This is a genomic window from Rhodanobacter sp. UC4438_H5, from assembly GCF_052978405.1.
On sequence record NZ_CM129672.1, the window covers coordinates 956,655 to 977,521 of the forward strand.

15 protein-coding genes and 1 tRNA gene are annotated in these 20,867 nt (G+C 68.6%); 4 read left to right on the top strand and 12 right to left on the bottom strand.

Going from position 1 to position 20,867, the window contains the following annotated elements; translation table 11 throughout:
- Nucleotides 1–46 precede the first annotated feature (46 nt).
- The 3 genes from ACVCL9_RS04385 to ACVCL9_RS04395 form a co-directional block, all read right to left on the bottom strand.
- On the bottom strand, nt 47–2,842 hold the full coding sequence (locus ACVCL9_RS04385; RefSeq protein ID WP_447098987.1) for a protein kinase domain-containing protein: 2,796 nt from the start codon (nt 2,840–2,842) through the stop codon (nt 47–49).
- A gap of 70 nt (nt 2,843–2,912) precedes the next feature.
- Nucleotides 2,913–3,443 carry an ECF-type sigma factor gene (locus ACVCL9_RS04390; protein ID WP_395118319.1) on the bottom strand — a complete coding sequence of 177 codons (531 nt, stop codon included), beginning with the start codon at nt 3,441–3,443 and terminating at the stop codon, nt 2,913–2,915.
- A gap of 118 nt (nt 3,444–3,561) precedes the next feature.
- Nucleotides 3,562–3,637: transfer RNA gene (locus ACVCL9_RS04395), tRNA-Ala, on the bottom strand.
- A gap of 187 nt (nt 3,638–3,824) precedes the next feature.
- Here ACVCL9_RS04395 and hisS point away from each other — a divergent pair.
- From hisS to ACVCL9_RS04410, 3 genes are all read left to right on the top strand, one after another.
- Entirely contained in the window at nt 3,825–5,204 is a 1,380-nt protein-coding gene (gene hisS, locus ACVCL9_RS04400) for a histidine--tRNA ligase (protein ID WP_447098986.1), read from the top strand.
- A 64-nt stretch (nt 5,205–5,268) separates the two neighbouring features.
- Complete coding sequence (locus ACVCL9_RS04405; protein WP_447098985.1) at nt 5,269–7,167, top strand: HAL/PAL/TAL family ammonia-lyase; 1,899 nt, start codon at nt 5,269–5,271, stop codon at nt 7,165–7,167.
- Between the two features lie 23 nt (nt 7,168–7,190).
- Nucleotides 7,191–7,589, top strand: coding sequence for a DUF6165 family protein (locus ACVCL9_RS04410; protein WP_447098984.1), 399 nt, complete (start codon nt 7,191–7,193; stop codon nt 7,587–7,589).
- A gap of 72 nt (nt 7,590–7,661) precedes the next feature.
- On the opposite strand, the gene pilH is transcribed toward ACVCL9_RS04410, so the two are convergent.
- From pilH to ACVCL9_RS04455, 9 genes are all read right to left on the bottom strand, one after another.
- Complete coding sequence (gene pilH / locus ACVCL9_RS04415; protein ID WP_136258582.1) at nt 7,662–8,027, bottom strand: twitching motility response regulator PilH; 366 nt, start codon at nt 8,025–8,027, stop codon at nt 7,662–7,664.
- A 69-nt stretch (nt 8,028–8,096) separates the two neighbouring features.
- Nucleotides 8,097–9,095: a YhdH/YhfP family quinone oxidoreductase gene (locus ACVCL9_RS04420; RefSeq protein ID WP_447098983.1), complete on the bottom strand. Its 999-nt coding sequence runs from the start codon at nt 9,093–9,095 to the stop codon at nt 8,097–8,099.
- Nucleotides 9,096–9,112: 17 nt separating this feature from the next.
- Complete coding sequence (locus tag ACVCL9_RS04425; RefSeq protein ID WP_447098982.1) at nt 9,113–9,709, bottom strand: LOG family protein; 597 nt, start codon at nt 9,707–9,709, stop codon at nt 9,113–9,115.
- Nucleotides 9,710–9,858: 149 nt separating this feature from the next.
- Nucleotides 9,859–11,283 carry a dihydrolipoyl dehydrogenase gene (lpdA, locus tag ACVCL9_RS04430; protein ID WP_447098981.1) on the bottom strand — a complete coding sequence of 475 codons (1,425 nt, stop codon included), beginning with the start codon at nt 11,281–11,283 and terminating at the stop codon, nt 9,859–9,861.
- 142 nt (nt 11,284–11,425) lie between these two features.
- Complete coding sequence (gene odhB / locus ACVCL9_RS04435; RefSeq protein ID WP_447098980.1) at nt 11,426–12,619, bottom strand: 2-oxoglutarate dehydrogenase complex dihydrolipoyllysine-residue succinyltransferase; 1,194 nt, start codon at nt 12,617–12,619, stop codon at nt 11,426–11,428.
- A gap of 81 nt (nt 12,620–12,700) precedes the next feature.
- A complete protein-coding gene (locus ACVCL9_RS04440; protein WP_447098979.1) occupies nt 12,701–15,541 on the bottom strand; it encodes a 2-oxoglutarate dehydrogenase E1 component in 2,841 nt (946 codons plus the stop codon).
- A gap of 303 nt (nt 15,542–15,844) precedes the next feature.
- Entirely contained in the window at nt 15,845–16,798 is a 954-nt protein-coding gene (locus tag ACVCL9_RS04445) for a GNAT family N-acetyltransferase (RefSeq protein ID WP_447098978.1), read from the bottom strand.
- Nucleotides 16,795–17,991 (bottom strand): JmjC domain-containing protein, encoded by a 1,197-nt coding sequence (locus ACVCL9_RS04450; RefSeq protein WP_447098977.1) that lies wholly within the window; start codon nt 17,989–17,991, stop codon nt 16,795–16,797. Before ACVCL9_RS04450 ends, ACVCL9_RS04445 begins: the two co-directional genes overlap by 4 nt.
- A 21-nt stretch (nt 17,992–18,012) precedes the next feature.
- Nucleotides 18,013–18,753, bottom strand: coding sequence for a sulfite exporter TauE/SafE family protein (locus ACVCL9_RS04455; protein WP_395118340.1), 741 nt, complete (start codon nt 18,751–18,753; stop codon nt 18,013–18,015).
- A gap of 158 nt (nt 18,754–18,911) precedes the next feature.
- Here ACVCL9_RS04455 and ACVCL9_RS04460 point away from each other — a divergent pair, with 158 nt between their 5' ends.
- A complete protein-coding gene (locus ACVCL9_RS04460; RefSeq protein WP_447099552.1) occupies nt 18,912–20,786 on the top strand; it encodes an assimilatory sulfite reductase (NADPH) flavoprotein subunit in 1,875 nt (624 codons plus the stop codon).
- Nucleotides 20,787–20,867 lie beyond the last annotated feature (81 nt).

The following is a 20,867-nucleotide window of genomic DNA, read 5'->3' on the forward strand; positions in this document are numbered from 1 at the left end:
TGAACCATGTGGACAGCGGGTTGCCGAGGAGGTGACGGGTTTCCCGTCAGTTCGGCAAGGCGACGCAGGTGGCGATGGGTTGACGCAGCATCGCCTGCGGGCCGGCGAGCCCGGGATGGGCGGCAAGCCGGTTCGCTTCGATGATCGTGCTGGCCGCCCGTGCCCTGGCCGATGCCGCGGCGCAATCGCCCGTGCGCGCCGTTGCAATGGCGAGCCACAGCTGCGCGGCAAGCTGGCGTGGATGGGCCGGTGGCAATTCGCGGGCGGCGTTGGCGATCGCGGTGGCCAGCTCGGTCCTGGCCAGCTCCGGTTCGCCGCGCAGCAGTTCGACCCGGGCGCGCAGCGTATGCACCCACAGCAGCTGCGGGTCGTGGCGCGAAGCGGCGGCAGCCACGTCGCGATCGACGCTGGCCTGGAGATCGTCGGGACACCCCGCGCCGGGAGCCTCGGTGCAGGCGAGCAGCAAGCGTGCCTCGGCGATCAGCGGAGGCATCGGCCAGGAACGCGTGCGCAGGCCGGCGATCGCCGCCGGCAGCAGTGTGCGTGCCTGTTCGGGATGGCCCTCCAGCAGGTCGATGCCGGCCAGTTCGCTGTCGATGCGGCCGACCCGCATGCGATTGGCCGGGCTGTCGCCGTAGCGTTGGCGCGCGGCGGCAAACAATTCGCGCGCACCGGCCAGATCGCCGGCTTCCTCCAGGCCGAACGCGGTGGCTTCGAGCGAATCGCCATGCAGCGCACTGGTTTCTCCGAAACCGTCCGCCGACCATGCTTGCGCCTGGCGGCAACGCGCCTGCGCAGCGGCACGATCGGCGCGCAACCCTTCCAGCACGCACGCCTTCTGCGCCGCGTACACCTGGGTGAGTTGCGGCTGGCCGCCATGGCGCGTGTACAGTGCCAGCGCTTGCGTGAAATGCCGGTGCGCCTGCGCCCAGTCGCCGGCGCGATATTCGGACGAGGCCAGGCCGGCCAGCGCCAGCGTGGACTCGTTGCTGGACGGGCCGAAATACGCGAGTTCGAACTGCAGGGTCTTGCGCCACATCGGGATCGCCTCGTCGTAGCGCGCCAGGCCTTCCAGTGCGGAGGCGACGTCGTTGTAGCCGATGCCGACGCGGGCGTCGTCCGGTCCCCAGGTGGCGATCCGCTCCGACAGCGCTTCGCGGGAGAGTTGCAGCGCGGCGTCGGCATGCCCTTCGCTGTTCTCGACCGCGGCCAGCGGGCCGAGCAGGCGGATCAGGTCCTCGCCATGGATGCCTTGCGCGCGCATGCGCCGGCGGGCCAGGCGCAGGTCGGCACCGCCGGCCGCGAAATCCTCCGTGCGCACCTCGGCGTAACCGCGTGCGGTGAGCGCGCGGATCGCCTCGATGTCAGTGGGCGCCAGCGCCCGCGCGGACAGGGCAACGGCCCGGTCTGCGAGCCTGCGCGACTGCGCGGGTTCGCCGAGGTTCTCGTACAGGCGCGAGAACATCGCCAGCAGGTCCACGCGACCGGCGTCGTCCAGTTGCGGCGAGTGGTCGAGCTTTGCCACGCCGCGCGCCAGCAGCTCGCCGAGACTGGGCTGCTTCGCGGGGGCAACGCCGTACTGGATCGGTGCGAACAGGTCCTCGACGAAGTCGCGCATCATGGTCGCGCGGATGGCTTGCCGGCGCGCAACGTGCGCCTGCCACAGCGCGGTGGAGAGCGAGACGAGCACGGCGAGCACAAGCACCGTCATGATCGCCACGCCGCCGCGATGGCGGTCGATGAACTTGCCGGCCCGATACCAGGGCGAGGGCGGATGCGCCAGCACCGGCAGGTGATCGAGGTGGCGTTCGATGTCGTCCGCGAGCGTGCCGGCCGAGGCATAGCGGCGCTCTGCGTCGGTGGCGGTGGCCATCCGCACGATGTTGTCGAGGTCGCCACGCAACTGGCGCCGCCATGCTCGCGCGGTGCGCGAGTTGCTCCTGCGCGAGACGGCGTCCGAACGCGTGGACGGCGGGCCGGTCTCGCCGGCAGTCCGTCGCCGGCCCGACAGCAGTTCGTCGAGCAGGACGCCGAGCGCATAGACATCCGTGGCTGTGGTCACTGGTTCGCGGGAGAACTGCTCCGGCGCGGCATAGGCCGGCGTGAGCGCGCGGTGCTGGGTACGGGTGGCGCCATCGGTGCGGTCGTCGAGCAGCTTGGCGATGCCGAAGTCGAGCAGCTTCACCTCGCCGTCGGTGGTGACCAGCACGTTGGAAGGCTTCAGGTCGCGATGCACGATCAGCGCGCGATGTGCTGCGGCCACTGCGCGGCACACCTTCAGGAACAGCAGCAGACGCGGGCGCAGTGGCAGGCGGCGATCGCGCGCGTAGTCGGTGATCGGCACGCCATCGACCAGTTCCAGCACGATATAGGCCAGCCCCTGTTCGGTGATGCCGCCCTCGATCAGCCGCGCGATGCCCGGATGGCGCAACCGCGCCAGCGCCTCGCGCTCGCGCCGGAACTGGTCGCGCGCAGCCGGCGTGTAAAGGCCGCGCGCCAGCAGCTTGAGGGCGACCTCCTGGCGCACCCCGGCCTCCTGGCGCGCGGCGCGGAACACGGTGGAGGAGCCGCCTTCGCCCAGCACCTCGATCAGTTCGAACGCGTTGATCCGGCTGCCCGGCGGCATCGCCGCGGCGACACCGGCCTCGCCGATCACGCGCGCCGCGTCGACGGCGTCGCCGGGCAGCCAGTCGTCGTCGGCGGTGTCGGCGCTGAGCATGCGTTCGATCTCTTCACGCTGTTGCGGGTCGAGGCAGTGCGCGGCCAGCCAGTCCATGCGCGCGGCGCCGCTCAACTGCAGCGCTGTTTCGAACAACTCGCGCAATGTCGGTGTGGAGTCCACGTGGAGCGCCCTTGCCGAATGACCTGCCTGCGTTTAACCCCGCTGCGCGCCCGATTGCGACGTGACCGGCTCAGTCCATGTGCGCCTTGAGGAAGGCGCGGGCGAAGCGCCAGTCGCGGTCGATCGTGCGCCGCGCCAGGCCGAGGGTGTCGGCGATCTGCTGCAGGCCCAGCCCGGCGAAATAGTGCAGCTCCACCACTCGGGCGGCGCGCGCATCGGTCTGTTCCAGCGCGTTCAGCGCGGCATCCAGCGTCAGCGCCTGGGCGGCCGTATCCAGCGCGAGCCGGACATCGTCCTCGTCCAGGGTGACCTTCATCCATTGACCGCCGGCGCGCAGGCGCAGCCGGTCACGGGCGCGGTTGGTCAGCAGGTGGCGCATGGCACGCGCGGCGTAACTGAAGAACTGCGCCGGGTGTTCGAAGTGCAGTGCCTCGTTCTGGCCGATGCGCAGGTACAGCTCGTGCACCAGCTCGGTGGTGTCCAGCGTGGCCCCCTGGCGTCGATTCAGTTGCCGGGCGGCCATCGCCTTGAGGCGCGCGTAGACCTCGGCGAACAGGGCGTCCGTCGAACCTTCGGCAAAGGATGATCCGGTCCCCGTCATGCTTTTGCGCGCACCGCCCCGACGCGGAGCTGGTCGGGGCCGATGGTACGCCTGTGCGGGCCGGACAGGAAAAAGGCCGGCGCCCTCGCTTGCGGACGATCCGGCCTCTTGCATGACGTGGTGGAGCGGATGGGGATCGAACCCACGACCTTCGCATTGCGAACGCGACGCTCTCCCAGCTGAGCTACCGCCCCACGTGAGCGGCGCATCTTAGCAGCGTGCGAGGCGGTTCGCCAAGTGTTGGTTGCGGCGGGAAGGCGGCCCCGGCTGCGTCGCGGCCCCCGCGTGCACGCGGGGGAAATCGCCTCGTTCTGCTAATCTTGACGGCTGCCGTCGCTGTCGCTCGCACGGCGACCCGTCCCATCGTCAGCAGAGGATTCCATGGCGCTTACCCCGGCCCGCACCATGCCCGGCGTGCTCGAGCTGTTGCCGCTCGACCAGATCGCGTTCCAGCGCATGCTCGACGTGATCCGTCGCAATTACGAGCGTTTCGGCTTTCTCGCCATCGAGACGCCGGTGATCGAATACTCCGACGTGCTGCTGACCAAGAGCGGCGGGGAGACCGAGCGGCAGGTGTACTTCGTGCAGTCCACCGGGGCGCTGGGCAAGGCCGATGAGGGCATGCCCGAACTGGCGCTGCGCTTCGACCTCACCGTGCCGCTGGCGCGTTACGTGGCCGAGCACGAGCGCGACCTCAGCTTCCCGTTCCGCCGCTACCAGATGCAGAAGGTGTACCGCGGCGAACGCGCGCAGCGCGGGCGCTTCCGCGAGTTCTACCAGTGCGACATCGACGTGATCGGCAAGGACTCATTGTCGGTGCGCTACGACGCCGAGATCCCGGCGGTGATCTACAGCGTGTTCCGCGAACTGGCGATCGGCCCGTTCACCATCCAGCTCAACAACCGCAAGCTGATGCGCGGCTACTTCGAGAGCCTGGGCATCGTCGACGGCGAGCAGCAGATGCTGGTGCTGCGCGAGGTGGACAAGCTGGACAAGCGCGGCGCCGACTACGTGCGCGACACGCTGACCGGCGAAGCGTTCGGCTTGAGCACCGAGGTTGCCACCAGCATCCTCGCCTTCGTGCAGGTGCGCTCGACCTCGCTGCAGGACGCGTTCGACAAGCTCGATGCGCTGGGCGCCGGCCCGGAAGCGATGGAGCAGGGCCGCAACGAGCTGAAGGAAGTGCTCGGTCTGATCCACGCGTTCGGCGTGCCGGAAACACATTACGCGCTGAACCTGTCGATCGCCCGCGGCCTCGACTACTACACCGGCACGGTCTACGAGACCACGCTGAACGACCACCCGCAGATCGGCTCGATCTGCTCCGGCGGCCGCTACGAGAACCTGGCCGGCCAGTACACCAAGTCGCACCTGCCCGGCGTCGGCATCTCGATCGGCCTGACCCGGCTCTACTGGCAGCTGCGCGACGCCGGCCTGATCGACACGGCGAAGAGCACCGTCGACGTGCTGGTGACCCAGATGGACGAGGCGCAGCTGCCGGCCTATCTCGCGCTGGCCGGCGAGCTGCGCGGCGCCGGCATCGCCACCGAGGTGGTGCTGGAAGGCGGCAAGCTGGGCAAGCAGTTCAAGTACGCCGACCGCGCCGGCATCCGCTTCGTGGTGGTGCTGGGCGAGGACGAGCTCGCCCGCGGCGTGGTGACGGTGAAGGACCTGCGCCGCGAGGACCAGTTCGAGGTGGCGCGCGGCGAACTGGTCAAGACGCTGCGGGTGGAGCTGGAGCAGGCTGCGGCAATGGGGTGAGGGCGCTATTGCCTTTGACGCCGTCATTCCCGTGTTGGCGGGAATGACGGCAACAACGTGGAGCATGACTGCGGTGAGTGAAACGATTCTTCTCGATGGCAGCAGCCTGACGCGCACGCAACTGGTGGCGGTGGCGCGGCAGGGCGCATCGGTGGCGCTGGATCAGGCGCAGCTCAAGCGCGTGCAGCGCGCCGCCGATTTCCTCGCCGAGAAAGTCAGCTGCGGCGAGCCGACCTACGGCGTCACCACCGGCTTCGGCAGCAACGCCGACAAGCTGCTGGGCGCGCATCGCGTGCGCGACGAGCTGCCGGGGCATCAGCCCGCCGAAGGCACGCTGATGGAGGAGTTGCAGCACAACCTGATCATCACGCATGCCGTCTGCGTCGGCAAACCGTTTGCGGCGGAGGTGGTGCGCGCGATGCTGGTGATCCGCATCAACACCTTGATGCGCGGCCACTCGGGCATCCGCGTGAGCACGCTGGAAGCGCTCGCCGCGATGCTCAATGCCGGCGTGGTGCCGGTGGTGCCGGAGAAGGGCTCGGTCGGCGCCAGCGGCGACCTGGCACCGCTGTCGCATCTGGCGATCGTGCTGCTCGGCGGCGGCGAGGCATTCTACGAAGGCGAGCGCATGCCGGGCGCGCAGGCGCTGGAGCGTGCCGGCCTCAAGCCGATCCGGTTGTCGTTCAAGGAAGGGCTGGCGCTCAACAACGGCACCGCGCAGATGCTCGCCACCGGCGCGCTGGCGCTGGACGTGCTGGGCGATCTGCTGGACGTCGCCGATCTCGCCGCGGCGATGACACTGGACGCCTTTGCCGGCCGCAGTGGCGCCTTGCGACCGGAGGTGCATGCGCTGCGTCCTCATCCCGGGCAAGTCGAGACTGCGGCGCACGTGCGCGAATTGCTGGACGGTTCCACCTTGCTGGACATTCCGTATCACCTGGTGCCGCGCTTCAAGCCGTGGAGCGCCGATGCCTGGAGCGAGCCGGACGACCAGGCGCTGAGTTTCGACATCGGCTGGGACTGGGTGCCTGCCAACCAGCGCCACGGCCGCGAGGCGTTCTACCAGCGCTTCCTGCCGTTCAAGGGCGGCAAGAAGCACCAGCCGCAGGATGCCTACAGCCTGCGCTGCATGCCGCAAGTGCACGGTGCGGTACGCGATGCCTGGGCACAGGCTTGCCGCGTGTTCGACATCGAGCTCAACTCGGTCACCGACAACCCGCTGATCTTCCCGGACAACGCGGACGCGCAGTTCATCGAGGAGCAGGTGATCTCTGCCGGCCACTTCCACGGCATGCCGCTGGCGCTGGCGATGAGTTACGTGAAGGCGGCGATCCCGGTGCTGGCGTCGATTTCCGAGCGCCGCCTCAACAAGCTGGTCGACCCGGCCAACAACGACGGCCTGCCGGCCTTCCTCACCGGAAACGAGGACGGCACCGACTCCGGCTTCATGATCGTGCAGTACACCGCCGCGGCCCTGGTCAACGACCTCGCCACGCGCGCGCATCCGGCCAGCGTGTATTCGGTGCCGACCAGCGCGAACGCCGAGGATCACGTTTCGATGGGGGCGAACGAAGCCCGCCACGTGCTGGACATGGTGGAGGATCTGAGCCACGCGCTGGCGCTGGAGCTGTACACCGCGGCGCAGGCGCTCGACTACCGCCAGGAAATGCTCAACGCCGCGCGCCGGCTGGCCCGCCGCGGCGGCTGGCAGGCATTGGCGGCCAAGGTGGCCAATGCGCCGCGCGAGGGCCAGCCGCACTACGAGCAGTTCGTCGCCGAGGTGCAGCAGCTCGCCGATGCCCTGACCGGCGCCGGCGATTTCCACGCGGGCGCACGGGTGCGTCAGGCACACGCGATCCTGCGTCAGCGCATTGCCTTCATGCATCGCGATCGCGCGCTGGACGGCGACGTGGCCGCGGCCTGCGCGCTGGTGCAGCAGGGCGCCTTCCGCGCCACGGTTTGAAACACACTTCCACGGAGCCGAGCATGAGCCTGATCCAGACCCCCGTTTCCCACGGCGAACTGATCGACAAGATCACCATCCTCGAAATCAAGTCGCGACGGATGACCGACGAGGCCAAGCTGGCCAACGTGCGCAACGAGCTGGACTTGCTCAACGCGATCTGGGCCAACGACGCGGCGTCGCGGATCGACATCGGCGAGGAGCGCGCCAGTCTGCTCGCGGTGAACGAGCTGCTGTGGGATATCGAGGACAAGATCCGGTTGAAGGAACGCGCGCAGGAGTTCGACCGGGACTTCATCGAGCTGGCCCGCTCGGTGTATTTCCGCAACGACGAGCGCGCCGCGTTCAAACGCGCGATCAACCTCAAGCTCGGTTCGCAGCTGGTCGAGGAAAAGTCGTATCAGGATTACCGCGCCGGCTGACCGACCGCCGGCCGGCCGCTTCACGAAAAACGGCGCCCGCGGGCGCCGTTTTTCGTGCAAATGGGAGACGGGTCAGTGGGGCAGGAATTCGTCCAGCGCCTTGACCAGTTCCTCTTCCTTGATGGGCTTGGTCACGTAGGCCTTGGCGCCCTGGCGCATGCCCCACACCTTGTCGGTTTCCTGGTCCTTGGTGGTGACCAGGATGATCGGGATGTGCGCGGTGTCGGCGTTCTTGCTGATCGTGCGGGTGGCCTGGAAGCCGTTGAGGTTGGGCATGACCACGTCCATCAGGATCAGGTCGGGCAGCTCCGCCTTGGCCACCTCGACGCCGGCGGCGCCGTCTTCGGCCGACAGCGTCTCATGCCCGAGTTTCTCGACGATCCGCTTGATGCCCAGCAACTGGGAGGGGGAGTCGTCGACGATCAGGATGCGTGCCATGGGTTGGGGGTTCCCTGCGGGTTTCGATGATTCTAAGGCGTGACGATGGTACTTCCAAGCACGTCGCTGTCAAACCGGATGGTCGATGTGCACGAGCGTGCGCCCGAAGGAATCACCGGCAAGCATGCGCTCGAACACCTGCGGCAACTCTTCCAGTGCGATGTCGCGCGTGCCGATGCGCTCCAGGTGCCGCGGCTTCCACTCACTGGCCAGGCGCCGCCAGATGTCGTCGCGAATGTCCCGCGCGGTGCCGGCCGAAGCCACGCCCAACAGGCTCAGGCCGCGGATGATGAAGGGCATCACCGTGCTGTCGAACGCGATGCCGCCGGCGTTGCCGCAGATTGCCACGTTGCCGTAGGGCGCGATGAGCGGCAGCAGGCCGGCGAGCATGCGGCCGCCGACGTTGTCCAGCGCGCCGCCGAAGCGGGCCGAGTCCATCGGCTTGCCGCTGAAGGCGAGCTGGTGGCGATCGATGCAGTCCGTGGCGCCGAGGCTGCGCAGGAAGTCGAAGTGGTCCGGCTTGCCGCTGATCGCATGCACTTCGTAACCGGCGCGGCTGAAGATGTCGATTGCCAGCATGCCGACGCCACCGCTGGCGCCGGTTACCGCGATCGGGCCGAGCGCCGGTGTTTGCCGGTTGTCCTGCATGCGCAGCAGGGCCAGTGCGGCGGTGAAGCCGGCGGTGCCGAGGATCATGCTCTCGCGCAGGCTCAAGGACGCCGGCAGCGGGATCGTCCAGCGCGCGTCGAGACGTGCGTATTCGCCATAGCCGCCGTCGCGCGTCTCGGACAGGCCGCTGCCGGTGCACAGCACCGCGTCGCCTTCCCTGAACGCCGGATCGGTCGAGGCGACCACATGGCCGGCCACGTCGATGCCGCCGTTGAGCGGATAGGTGCGCAGGATGCGGCCCTTGCCGGTGCCGGCCAGCGCGTCCTTGTAGTTGACCGAGGAATACGCGACCTTGACCAGCACCTCGCCGGGCGACAGCGCACCGGTGTCCATGGTCTCGATGCCGGCGCGGTAGCCGGCGTCGTCGTTGTGGATGCGGAACGCGCGGAAACGGGTCATTTCGACCTCCTGCGGAATCAGGCGTCGACGCTGCGGGAGGAAATCCACTTGGGCGTGTAGCTGCCTTCGTAGTCCCGCATCCAGTCGAACAATGCGGCGATGTCGTCGCCGAACCAGATGCTGTCGCGCTGCGCCGCCTTCACGAAGGATTCGTCGACCATGTGCTCCATCAGCGTGCGCAGGTCGCGGTAGTAGCCGCGCACGTCGAGGAAGGCGCAGGGGTAGCGGTGCAGGCCGAGCTGGGCCCAGGTCAGCATCTCGAACATCTCGTCCATCGTGCCGAAGCCGCCGGGCAGGGCGACGAAGGCGTCGGACAGCTCGTACATGCGCGTCTTGCGCTGGTGCATGGTCTCGACCACCACCAGCTCGCTCAGGCCCGGGTGCGCCACTTCCAGTTCCACGAGCTGGCGCGGGATCACGCCGATCACCTTGCCGCCGCCGGCGAGCACGGCGTCGGCCACCACGCCCATCAGGCCGACCTTGCCGCCGCCATAGACCAGCGCGATGCCGCGTCGTGCCATCTCGCTGCCGAAGGCGCGCGCCTGTTCGGCGTACTCGGGGTGCCTGCCGCTGTTGGAGCCGCAGTAGACGCAGATGGCGGTGGGTTGGGGCATGGGCTTACCTGGGTGGAGAGTGGAGAGGAGTGAGAAAAGAGTGTGCGCTTGCATGCTCTCTCTCGTTTCTCACTTCTCTCCACTCATTTCTGAAAAAGAGCGACCCGCCCATGTCGCCACGAGCGGGCCGCGTTGGCTCTGCGCGGGCTTCAGTTGCCCTTGTGGATGGCGCGTTTGTCGACCGACAAGGCGGCTTCGTGCACGGCTTCGGACAGGGTCGGATGGGCGTGGACGATGCGGGCGAGGTCCTCGGAGGACCCCTTGAACTCCATCGCCACCACGCACTCGGCGATCAGCTCGGAGACACCCGGACCCACCATGTGCACGCCCAGGATGCGGTCGGTTTCGGCGTGCGCAATCATCTTCACCTGGCCGACCGCCTCGTTCATCGCGACGGCACGGCCGATCGCGGCGAACGGGAAAGTGCCGACCTTGTACGGCACGCCCTCGTCCTTGAGCTGCTTCTCGGTCTTGCCGGCCCAGGCGATCTCCGGCTCGGTGTAGATCACCCACGGGATCGTGTCGTAGCTGACGTGGCCGGCCTTGCCGGCGATCCACTCGGCGACCGCCATGCCTTCCTCGAAACCCTTGTGCGCGAGCATCGGGCCGCGCACCGCGTCGCCGACCGCCCACACGCCGTCCACGCCGGTGTGGCAATGCTCGTCGACCACGATGCGGCCGCGCTCGTCCAGCTTCACGCCGGTGTCGTCGGCCAGCAGGCCGGCGGTATAGGCGCGGCGGCCCACGGCGACCAGCAGCTTGTCGACGACGAGCTTCTGCTCGCCGTCCTTGTCGGTGTAGACCAGGTGCACGCCGTCCTTCTTCACCTCAGCCTTGTTGAGCTTGGCGTTGAGCTTGATGTCCAGGCCCTGTTTGGCGAATTCCCTGGCGGCGACCTTGGCGACGTCCGCGTCGGCGACGGCGAGGAATTCCGGCAGCGCCTCGATCACGGTGACTTCCGCGCCCAGGCGGCGCCACACGCTGCCCAGCTCCAGTCCGATCACGCCGGCGCCGATCACGCCCAGGCGCTTCGGCACGGCATCGAGTTCCAGCGCGCCGGCGTTGTCGATGATGTTCTTGCCGTCGAACTTCGCGAACGGCAACTCGATCGGCACCGAACCGGAAGCCAGGATCACGTTGGTGGCAGCGATGGTCTGCCTGGCGCCGTCGTTGCCGGTGACCTCGACCTGGTTGCCCTTCAGCAGCTTGCCGGTGCCGAAGAAGCTGGTGATCTTGTTGGCCTTGAACAGTTGCGCCACGCCGCCGGTGAACTGCTTGACGATCTTTTCCTTGCGGCCGATGAAGGTCTTGAGGTCGACCTTGGCATTCTCGACGGTGATTCCGTGCACGGGAAGATTGTGCGCGAGGTTGTAGAACTGCTTGGAGGAGTCGAGCAGCGCCTTCGACGGGATACAGCCCACGTTGAGGCAGGTGCCGCCGAGTGCCTGCTTGCCATCCTTGCCGACAAAGGCATCGACCACGGCGGTCTTCAGGCCCAGCTGCGCGGCGCGGATCGCGGCGTGGTAACCGGCCGGGCCCGCACCGATGACGATGACATCGAATTTGTCGCTCATGATTTTCCTCTTTGCTCTTTCCTTCTCCCGCCGGGAGAAGGTGGCGCGAAGCGCCGGATGAGGGTGCGGGCGGAGCGAGGCGTTGCGGTATCACCGAACCCTCGCCCCAACCCCTCTCCCGGCGGGAGAGGGGCTCAAGCGATCACAGACCCAACAGCATCCGCTGCGGATTCTCCAGCTGGTTCTTGATGTCGACCAGGAACAGCACCGCGTCCTTGCCGTCGATGATGCGGTGGTCGTAGCTGAGCGCGATGTACATCATCGGCGCGGCGATGATCTGGCCGTTCTCGACGATCGGGCGCTCCTTGATCGTATGCATGCCGAGGATCGCGCTCTGCGGCGGGTTCACGATCGGCGTCGACAGCAGCGAGCCGAAGGTGCCGCCGTTGGTGATGGTAAAGGTGCCGCCCTGCAGGTCGTCCAGCGACAGCTTGTTCGCGCGCGCCTTGACGGCGTAGTCGGCGATGCCCTTCTCGACGTCGGCGAAGCTCATGTCCTGCACGTCGCGCAGCACCGGCGTGACCAGGCCCTTGTCGGTGGACACGGCGATCGAGATGTCCTGGTAGCCGTGGTAGATCACGTCGTTGCCGTCGACCGACGCGTTGACGAACGGATAGCGCTTCAGCGCCTCGGCTGCCGCCTTGACGAAGAAGCTCATGAAGCCGAGCTTGATGCCGTGTTCCTTCTGGAACGCGTCGCCGAGGGCTTTGCGCATCTTCACCACTTCGGCCAGGTTCACCTCGTTGAACGAGGTCAGCATGGCGATCGAGTTCTTCGACTGCATCAGGCGCTCGGCGATGCGCGCGCGCATGCGGGTCATCGGCACGCGCTCTTCCGGGCGGACGCCCGGGGTCGGTTTCGCGGCCGGCGCGGCGGCGGGAGCTGCGGCAGGGCGCGAACCGGCGTTGACCACGTCTTCCTTGATGATGCGACCGTCGCGGCCGGTGCCGGCGATGGCGGAGGTGTCGACCTTGCTCTCGGTGGCCACGCGCTGCGCGGCGGGCGAAAGCTCGGCGGCGGCCTTCGACGCGGCGGGGGCGGGCGCCGCGGCCGCGGGCGCCGGAGCGGCGGCGGCCGGAGCCGGCGCAGCCGCCGTGGCGCCTTCCTCGATGATCGCGATGACCTGCTCGCTGTTCACCGTGTCGCCGACCTCGTGCCTGATCTCCTTCAACACGCCGTCAACCGGCGCGGGCACTTCCAGCACCACCTTGTCGGTTTCCAGATCCACCAGGTTCTCGTCGCGCTTCACCGCGTCACCGGCCTTCTTGTGCCAGCTGGCGATGGTGGCGTCGGAGACGGACTCGGGCAGCACGGGGACTTTCAGTTCGATGGACATAAGAGGCTCTTGGGTTTGTGCGACTGTCGATGGACACAAGAAGCAGGGGCGGCCAATCGCGACCGCCCCGTTCGAAACGGATTACTCGGCGGCGTGGTCGGTACCGACCGGCTCGACCAGGGCCTGTTCGACCAGCGCCGCCTGTTCGGCGACGTGCGTGTTGTGGTGGCCGGCGGCCGGCGCCGGCGAGCGCGCGCGACCGGCGTACGACAGGCTGTGCTTGCTGCCCGTGCAGGCTTGCAGGTGATGGCGGATCTGGAACCAGGCGCCCTGGTTCATGGGCTCCTCCTGGCACCAGATCACTTCCTTCGCCGACGGATACTTGTCCAGCTCGGCGCTGACCTCCACGCGGGGGAACGGGTACAACTGCTCGACGCGCACGATCGCCACGTCGGTCAGGGCGCGCTTCTCGGCTTCCTCCAGCAGGTCGTAGTAGACCTTGCCCGAGCACAGCACCACGCGCTTGACCTTCTTCGCGGTCAGCTTTCGATGCTCGCCGATCACCAGCTGGAAGCTGCCGTTGGCCAGCTCGTCCAGGCTCGACACCGCCAGCTTGTGGCGCAGCAGCGATTTGGGCGTCATCACGATCAGCGGCTTGCGCGCGGCGCGCAGCATCTGCCGGCGGATCATGTGGAAATCCTGCGCGGGCGTGGTCGGCACGCAGACCTGCATGTTGTCCATCGCGCACAGCTGCAGGAAACGCTCCAGCCGGGCGGAGGAGTGCTCCGGCCCCTGGCCTTCGTAGCCGTGCGGCAGCAGCAGCACCAGGCCGCACAACCGGTTCCACTTCGATTCGCCCGAGCTGATGAACTGGTCGATCACCACCTGCGCGCCGTTGGCGAAGTCGCCGAACTGGGCTTCCCAGATGTTGAGGGTGTCCGGGTCGGTGGTGGAGTGGCCGTACTCGAACGCCATCACCGCCTCTTCGCTGAGCAGCGAGTCGATCACCTCGACATCGGCGGTGGCGCGCACTGCGGCCAGCGGCATGTAGGTGTGGCCGTCCTTCTGGTCGTGCAGCACCGCATGGCGGTGGAAGAACGTGCCGCGGCCGGAATCCTGGCCGACCAGACGCATGTCGAAACCGCCGTCGACCAGGGTCGCGTAGGCCAGGTTCTCGGCGAAGCCCCAGTCGGCGGGCTGTTCGCCGGCGGCCATCTTGCGGCGGTCTTCGTAGATCTTGGCCACGCGGCCCTGCAGGGTGAGGTCGGCGGGCAGGGTGAGGATATTGCCGGCCAGTTCCTGCAGCTTGCGCATGGGCACCGTGGTGTCGGTGGGCAGCGACAGCTTGCCGCCGATGAAGCGCGCCCAGTCGACGTGGCCGTCGCGGACGGGGCTGGGGTCCAGGTCGGTCATCGGTGCGCCGGCTTCCAGGCGCTCGCGGTAGGCGTCGAACTGCTTCGCCGCCTCGCCCTCGGCCAGTACGCCGGCCTTCACCAGTTGCTGCTGGTAAAGGTCGCGCGCGGTCGGACGCTTGCGGATGATCTGGTACATCACCGGTTGCGTGGCGGCCGGCTCGTCGGCCTCGTTGTGGCCGTGGCGGCGGTAGCAGACCAGGTCGATCACCGCGTCGCGGCGGAACCGCTTGCGGAAGTCGTAGGCCAGCCGGGTCACCAGGATCACCGCTTCCGGGTCGTCGCCGTTCACGTGCAGCACCGGCGCGTTGACCATCTTGGCCAGGTCGGTGCAGTACATGGTGGAACGCGCGTCCTCCGGATTGGAGGTGGTGAAGCCGACCTGGTTGTTGACCACGATGTGCAGGCTGCCGCCGATCTTGAAGCCGCGTGCCTGCGACATGTTGAACAGTTCCATGTTCACGCCCTGGCCGGCGAACGCGGCGTCGCCGTGGATCAGCACGGCCATCGACTGCGTGTGCGCGGTATCGCGGCGGCGGGTCTGGCGCGCGTGCACCGAGCCGGTCACCACCGGGTTGACGATTTCCAGATGCGAGGGGTTGAACGCCAGCGCCACGTGCACGCCGCCCTTGGGCGTCTTGACGTCGGCGGAGAAGCCCATGTGGTACTTCACGTCGCCGGAGTGGGCCGGGTCGTCGGGATGGTCGAAACGGCCCTCGAACTCGTCGAACAGGGTCTTCGGCGGCTTGCCCAGGATGTTGACCAGCACGTTGAGGCGGCCGCGGTGGGCCATGCCGATCACCAGCTCCTTGATGCCGTTGTCGCCGGCCGCGCGCACCACGTCGTCGAGCATCGGGATCAGGCTGTCGCCGCCTTCCAGCGAGAAGCGCTTCTGGCCGACGTACTTGGTGTGCAGGTAGCGCTCCAAGCCCTCGGCGGCGGTGAGGCCGTCGAGCACGCGCTGCTTGCCGGCCTTGTCCAGGCCGCTCTGGCCGGCGGATTGTTCGAGCCGGCTGTAGATCCAGTTGCGCTGCTCGTGGTTGCTGATGTGCATGAACTCCGCGCCGATCGAGCTGGCGTAGGTCTTCTTCAACCGATCGAGCAGGTCACGCAGTTTCAGCCGCTGGCCGCCGCCAGCGTAGTTGCCGGTGTCGAATTCGGTATCCAGGTCGGCGTCGGACAAGCCGTGGAAGGCCAGGCCGAGATCGGGGGCCGGCATCTTGTCGGCCAGGCCCAGCGGGTCGAGGTCGGCGGCAAGGTGGCCGCGCGAGCGGTAGGCGGTGAGCAGGCGCAGCACGCCGGCCTGCTTGCGCGCGTACTCGTCGCTCATCGGTACGGCGGCGGCGCCGTTGCGGCTCTGTTTCTGCGCCGCCTCGATCCGCGCAATGGCGGCGCCATGCGGGACATCGCCCGATTCGCGACCCTTGAACGTCTCGAAATAACCTGCCCATTCGGCGGGGACGGCCGTGGGGTCGGCCAGCCATGCGTCGTACAGCGATTCCACGTAATCGGCGTTGCCGCCAGCGAGTTGGGAGGATTCGTAGAACTCGCGGATCAGGTTTGTACTCACGTCACCACCGGCAGAAAAAGAGGCTTGCAGCCATCCATGTGAGCTGAACGTCGCGGCTTGCGACCGGTTTTCAAGTCCGACCGGTGGCTCGTGCGGATGACTGGTATCAATCTGCATGATTATACCCTTCGCCCGCCACGGCACGGCAACCCGTGAAATGGTCGCAGACGGCCTGCGGCGCGGCTCCGCGGCCACGATGCACGGCCGCAAACGCGCAAGGGGTGTGGCCTGGTCGCGTTGTGCATCGTCGCGGACGCGGATGGCCACGAGCCAGCTGCGGTTCAGTCCGCGCGGCCGTCTCGCTCAGATATCCAGCCGCTGCAGCGCCGTGGCGCGCTCGGAGCGCTCCCACACCTCGTCGAATTGCTGTTGCAGCGGCGCGGCGCCGGCGCGGTCGTCGCGCGCCGCGCGTCCAGGTGGACGCTCCGCCGCGGGCAGGAACAGGTAACCGCCGACGTCGTTGAGCAGGCAGGCCGAAGGCCAGGCCAGGTCGACGTCGTCCACCGGCACGCGGATCTGGAACGCGCTGGACAGGCGCTGGGCCAGGCCGATCAGTGGATGGTCGGCCTGCAGCGCGGCCTGCGGCTCGTGCAGCAGCACGCGGATCAGCGCACTGCGGCCGGAGGTGGCGATGCGTCGCAACTCGGCCAGTTGTTCCGCATCGGCGAAGGTGTCGGCAGTGAGCGCGGGCAGGCGCACGGCCAGCTGATGACGCGCATCACGCAGCAGTTGCAGCCGCGCCTGCACGCATTCCGCCGCCGTGCCGGTCGCCAGCCGTCCGGGATCGCGACCAGGCGGATGCTCGACCGTCGCGTCCCGCTCGAACACCAGCCGCATGGCGCGGTGTGCCAGCCCCGCGTCCTCGAATTCGTCCCCATATGCCACGAAACCGGCGCGGGTGTAGAAGCCGATCGCGCTGACCTGGGCGTCCAGTGCCACCTCGGGCCAGCCCTGCGCGCGCGCCAGGCCCAGCAGCTCGCGCAGCAGCGCCGCGCCCACGCCCTGGCCGCGCCAGTCCGGCAATACCGCCATGCGGCCGATCTTGTGTTGCGGCGTGAGCCGACCGCAGCCGATCGGGTGGCCGGCATCGTCGCGGGCCAGCACGTGCCAGCAGTCGACGTCCAGCCCGTCGCGCTCGCGCTGCTCGCTCACGCCCTGTTCGTGGATGAACACCGTGGCGCGCAGGTCGAGCAGGGCGGCGCGTTGGTCCTCGCGTGACCAGTCGGCGATCTCGACGTGGAAGTGCTGCAGCTTCATCGGCGGCGGCGCGCCGGGCGCAGCAGCAGGTGGCCGTCGTTGACCAGGGCGAGCAGGAGTTCGCGGTCGGCGGCGACAGGCGTGCGGTCGAAGGCCAGTTCGCGTTCGGCACACAGCCGTTGCGCCAGTTCCACCGAGGCGCCATAGGCCTGGCCACACACGTACAGCACGCCACCGGTCTTGCCGCCCGCCCAGGCCATGCGCGCCCAGGGGTGGCGCAGCAGCCGGGCACCGGCGGCGAGGCGCGCGCCGAACCGCTCCTCGCTCAGTGGATGCTCCGGCGCCACCGGCACCTGAGCGTTGCGGTAGCGGGTGATGAAGCGGCCGAACCAGTCACGCAGCAGGTCCTCGCGCAGGGCGGCGGCAAATGGCAGGGCCGCCTTGAGCCGCTCCAGCGCGGCGCGGTCGATCTCGCCGGCATGCCGGGCCGGGGCCAGGTCGGGATCGGCGTAACGCAACTCGTCAGGCAGCTGCTCGGCGATGTAGTCGGCCAGGTCGCCGGTCAGTTCGGCCTGCGAGGGTGCGCGCATGCCGACGGAGAACGTCATGCACGGGCCGCCGAAGGCGACGCCGTCGTGCGGCACGCCCGGCGGCAGGTAGAGCATGTCACCCGGGTCGAGCAGCCATTCGTGGGTCGGCTCGAACTGCACCAGTTGCTTGAGCTCGATGTCGGGCCGGAACGCCTTCGGTGCCAGCGGATCGTCGCTGATCGCCCAGTGGCGCTGGCCCAGGCCCTGCAGCAGGAACACGTCATACTGATCGATGTGCGCGCCGACGCCGCCGCCGGGTTCGGCGTAGGACACCATCACGTCGTCCATGCGCCAGCTCGGCAGGAACCGGAAGTGTTGCAGCAGGCCGGCCACGTCGGCGTCCCACTTGTCCACGTCCTGCACCAGCAAGGTCCAGTTGCGTGGTGGCGTGGCGGCGAAATCGGCCTCCTCCAGCGGGCTCGACTTGACCCGCCAGCGGTCGCGCACCTCGTCGTGCACGATCAGCCGCGCCAGCGCGGTGGGCTCGCAGGCCAGGCCGGCGAGATCGTCCGGTTGCAGCGGCGGGCGGAAGCCGGGGAAGGCGTTGCGGATCAGCAGCGGGCGCTTCTGCCAGTAGTCGCGCAGGAAACGGGCCGGGCTCATGCCCAGCGGGCGCGTGGCGCTGCCGCGCACTTCGATCGGAAAAGTCGGGGTGGCGTTCATCCGGCCATTGTAGTGGCCGGCTCAGGTGAACAGGCGCACGGTGTTGTTGAGGCCCAGCGCCAGCACTGCCAACCCGGCCAGCGCGGTGGCGACGCGCGCCGGCACGCGTCGCACGAACACGGCGCCGAACGGCGCGGCCAGGGCGCCGCCGATGATCAGCCCGACCACCGCGGCCGCATGGCTGACGCCGATGGTGAGCAGGAAACTGAAGCTGGCGGCCACGCTGACCACGCACTTGGCCAGGTGCACGCTGCCGATCACCGCTCGCGGCTGCAGGCCGCGCGCCAGCAGCGTGGTGACGGTGATCGCGCTCCAGCCGCCGCCGCCGATGGCGTCGACCAGGCCGGCAATGCCGCCGGTGATGCCGGTGCCGCGCGGGACGTCCATGCGTGCGCCGGCCGCTCGTCGGCAGCGCAGCAGCAGGAAGCCGCCCATGCCCAGCAGGTAGGGCGCCAGCAAGGCGCGCAGCCAGGAAGGCGGTACGTGCACGGCGATCCACACGCCGATCAGCGCCCCCAACACGCCGGGGATCACCAGTGCCAGGAACAGCGCGCGGCGCACGTTGCCGGCCAGCAGGTGGCTGAGGCCGGAAGCACCGCAGGTGAAGGCCTCCGCGTAATGCACGCTGGCGCTGGCGGCCACCGGCGGCACGCCCAGCGCCAGCAGCAGGCCGGACGCGGTGACCCCGAAGGCCATGCCCAGCGCGCCGTCGACCAGCTGGGCGAGGGCGCCCACGACCATGAATGCAAGCAGTTCGCTCAAGCGCGTCGGCAACCACATCGGGTGGATGCACAGTATACGGCGCGCCCGGCCGCGCGCAGGAAATGAGCAGCGGACATAACGACATGCCGACAGATGCTTTCCCCGAGTTCGAACCGAAACCTACCATTGTCATATGGACGTAAAGACGTCCAGAAGGAATGACCGTGAACGCTGCGCTGAAATCGCTGCCGCCTGCACCTACGCTCGATCCGGAGCGGCTGGCGCTGCTGGCCCGCTTGACCCACGGCCTGGCACCGGCCGACCTGTACTGGATCGCGGCGTACAGCGCCGCGGCCGCCGCTGGCGGCGTGGTTGCGGCCAGCTTGCCGGGCATGGGCGAGCAACCGGCGGACGCGGGCCGGCGGTTGACCATCGTCTATGGCAGCCAGACCGGCAACTCCCGCCGTGTGGCCGAGCAACTGGCGAACCGCGCCGAGGCCGCCGGCCTGCCGGTGCGCTTGCTGCGCGCCGGCGCCTACCCGCTGCGCGAGCTGGCGCAGGAGCGCTTCCTGAGCGTGGTGATCAGCAGCCAGGGTGACGGCGATCCGCCGGACGATGCGGTGGGTTTCGTCGAGTTCATCGCCGGCAAGCGCGCACCGAAGTTGCCGCAACTGAAGTTCGCCGTGCTGGGCCTGGGCGATTCGAGTTACCCGAAGTACTGCGCGGTCAGCCAGGCGCTGGATGCGCGGCTGGCCGAGCTGGGTGGACAGCGCTTTGCCGAGCTGGGCGAGGCCGACGTGGATTTCGAGGCGGCGGCGGCAGGCTGGTCCGAACGCGCCCTCGCCGCAGCCCGCGAGACGCTCGACGTGCCCGCGACGGCTCCGCGTCAGGGCGCGGCACTGCACGCGGTGCGCACGGTGGCGACATACTCGCGCGAGCAACCGTTCGCCGCCGCCGTGCTGGAGAACCAGCGCATCGTCTCGCGCGACAGTGGGCGCGACGTGCGGCATGTCGAACTGTCGCTGGAAGGTTCGGGCCTGCGTTACGAAGCCGGTGATGCGGTCGGCGTGTGGCCGCGCAACCCGCCGGCGCTGGTCGAGCAGTGGCTGACGACGTTGCGGCTGGATGGCGCTGCGGAAGTCGAACATGGCGGCAAGCACCTGCCGCTGGCGCGCTGGCTGGCCGAGGAGCGCGAAATCACCCGACTGACCCGTCCGTTGGTCGCGGCGCAGGCCGCAGCCACGAGGCATGCAGGTCTGCAGCGCCTGCTGGCTCCGGAGCAGCGCGCCGAGTTCGCCGCCTTGCTGGAAAGCCACCAGCCGATCGATCTCCTGCGCGAGTTTCCCGCCGCGTGGGACGCCGCCGAACTGGTCGCCGCACTGCGCCCGCTGACGCCACGGCTGTATTCGATTGCGTCCAGCCCGAAAGCCGTGGGGCCGGACGAGGTGCACCTGACCGTGGCGGTGGTGGAATACGCTGCGCATGGCAGCACGCATTACGGCGCGGCATCGAGCTTCCTTGCCGGCGCGGGCGATGACGCGGCAGTGCCGGTATTCATCGAACCGAACGAACGCTTCCGCCTGCCGGCCGACGGCAGCCGCGACGTGATCATGATCGGCCCCGGTACCGGCGTCGCCCCGTTCCGCGCCTTCGTGCAGGAGCGCGAGGCGACTGCCGCCAGCGGCCGCAACTGGCTGTTCTTCGGCAACCGCCACTTCGCCCGCGACTTCCTCTACCAGCTCGAGTGGCAGGACGCCTTGCGCCGCGGCAGCCTGAGCCGCCTCGACCTGGCCTTCTCGCGCGACGGCGTGGCTCGTTCAGAGAGTCCGCCCAGGGATGTGCGGGGTGTTGCGAGGGACTCGCACAAGGTCTACGTGCAGCAGCGCCTGCGCGAGAACGGTCGTGAACTGTACGCATGGCTGCGCGAAGGCGCGCATCTGTATGTCTGCGGCGATTCCGCGCACATGGCCCGGGACGTGCACGAAGCCCTGCTGGAGATCGTCGCCACCCACGGCGGGTTGTCCGCCGAGGGCGCGCGGGCCTGGTTGGCCGATCTTCTGCAGCAGGGGCGTTACGCCCGCGATGTCTATTGAGTGAACCGCGTCGTCATTCCCGCCTTCGCGGGAATGACGAACAAATAAGCATGCAACCCGAACGCGAACTGGCTTGAATCC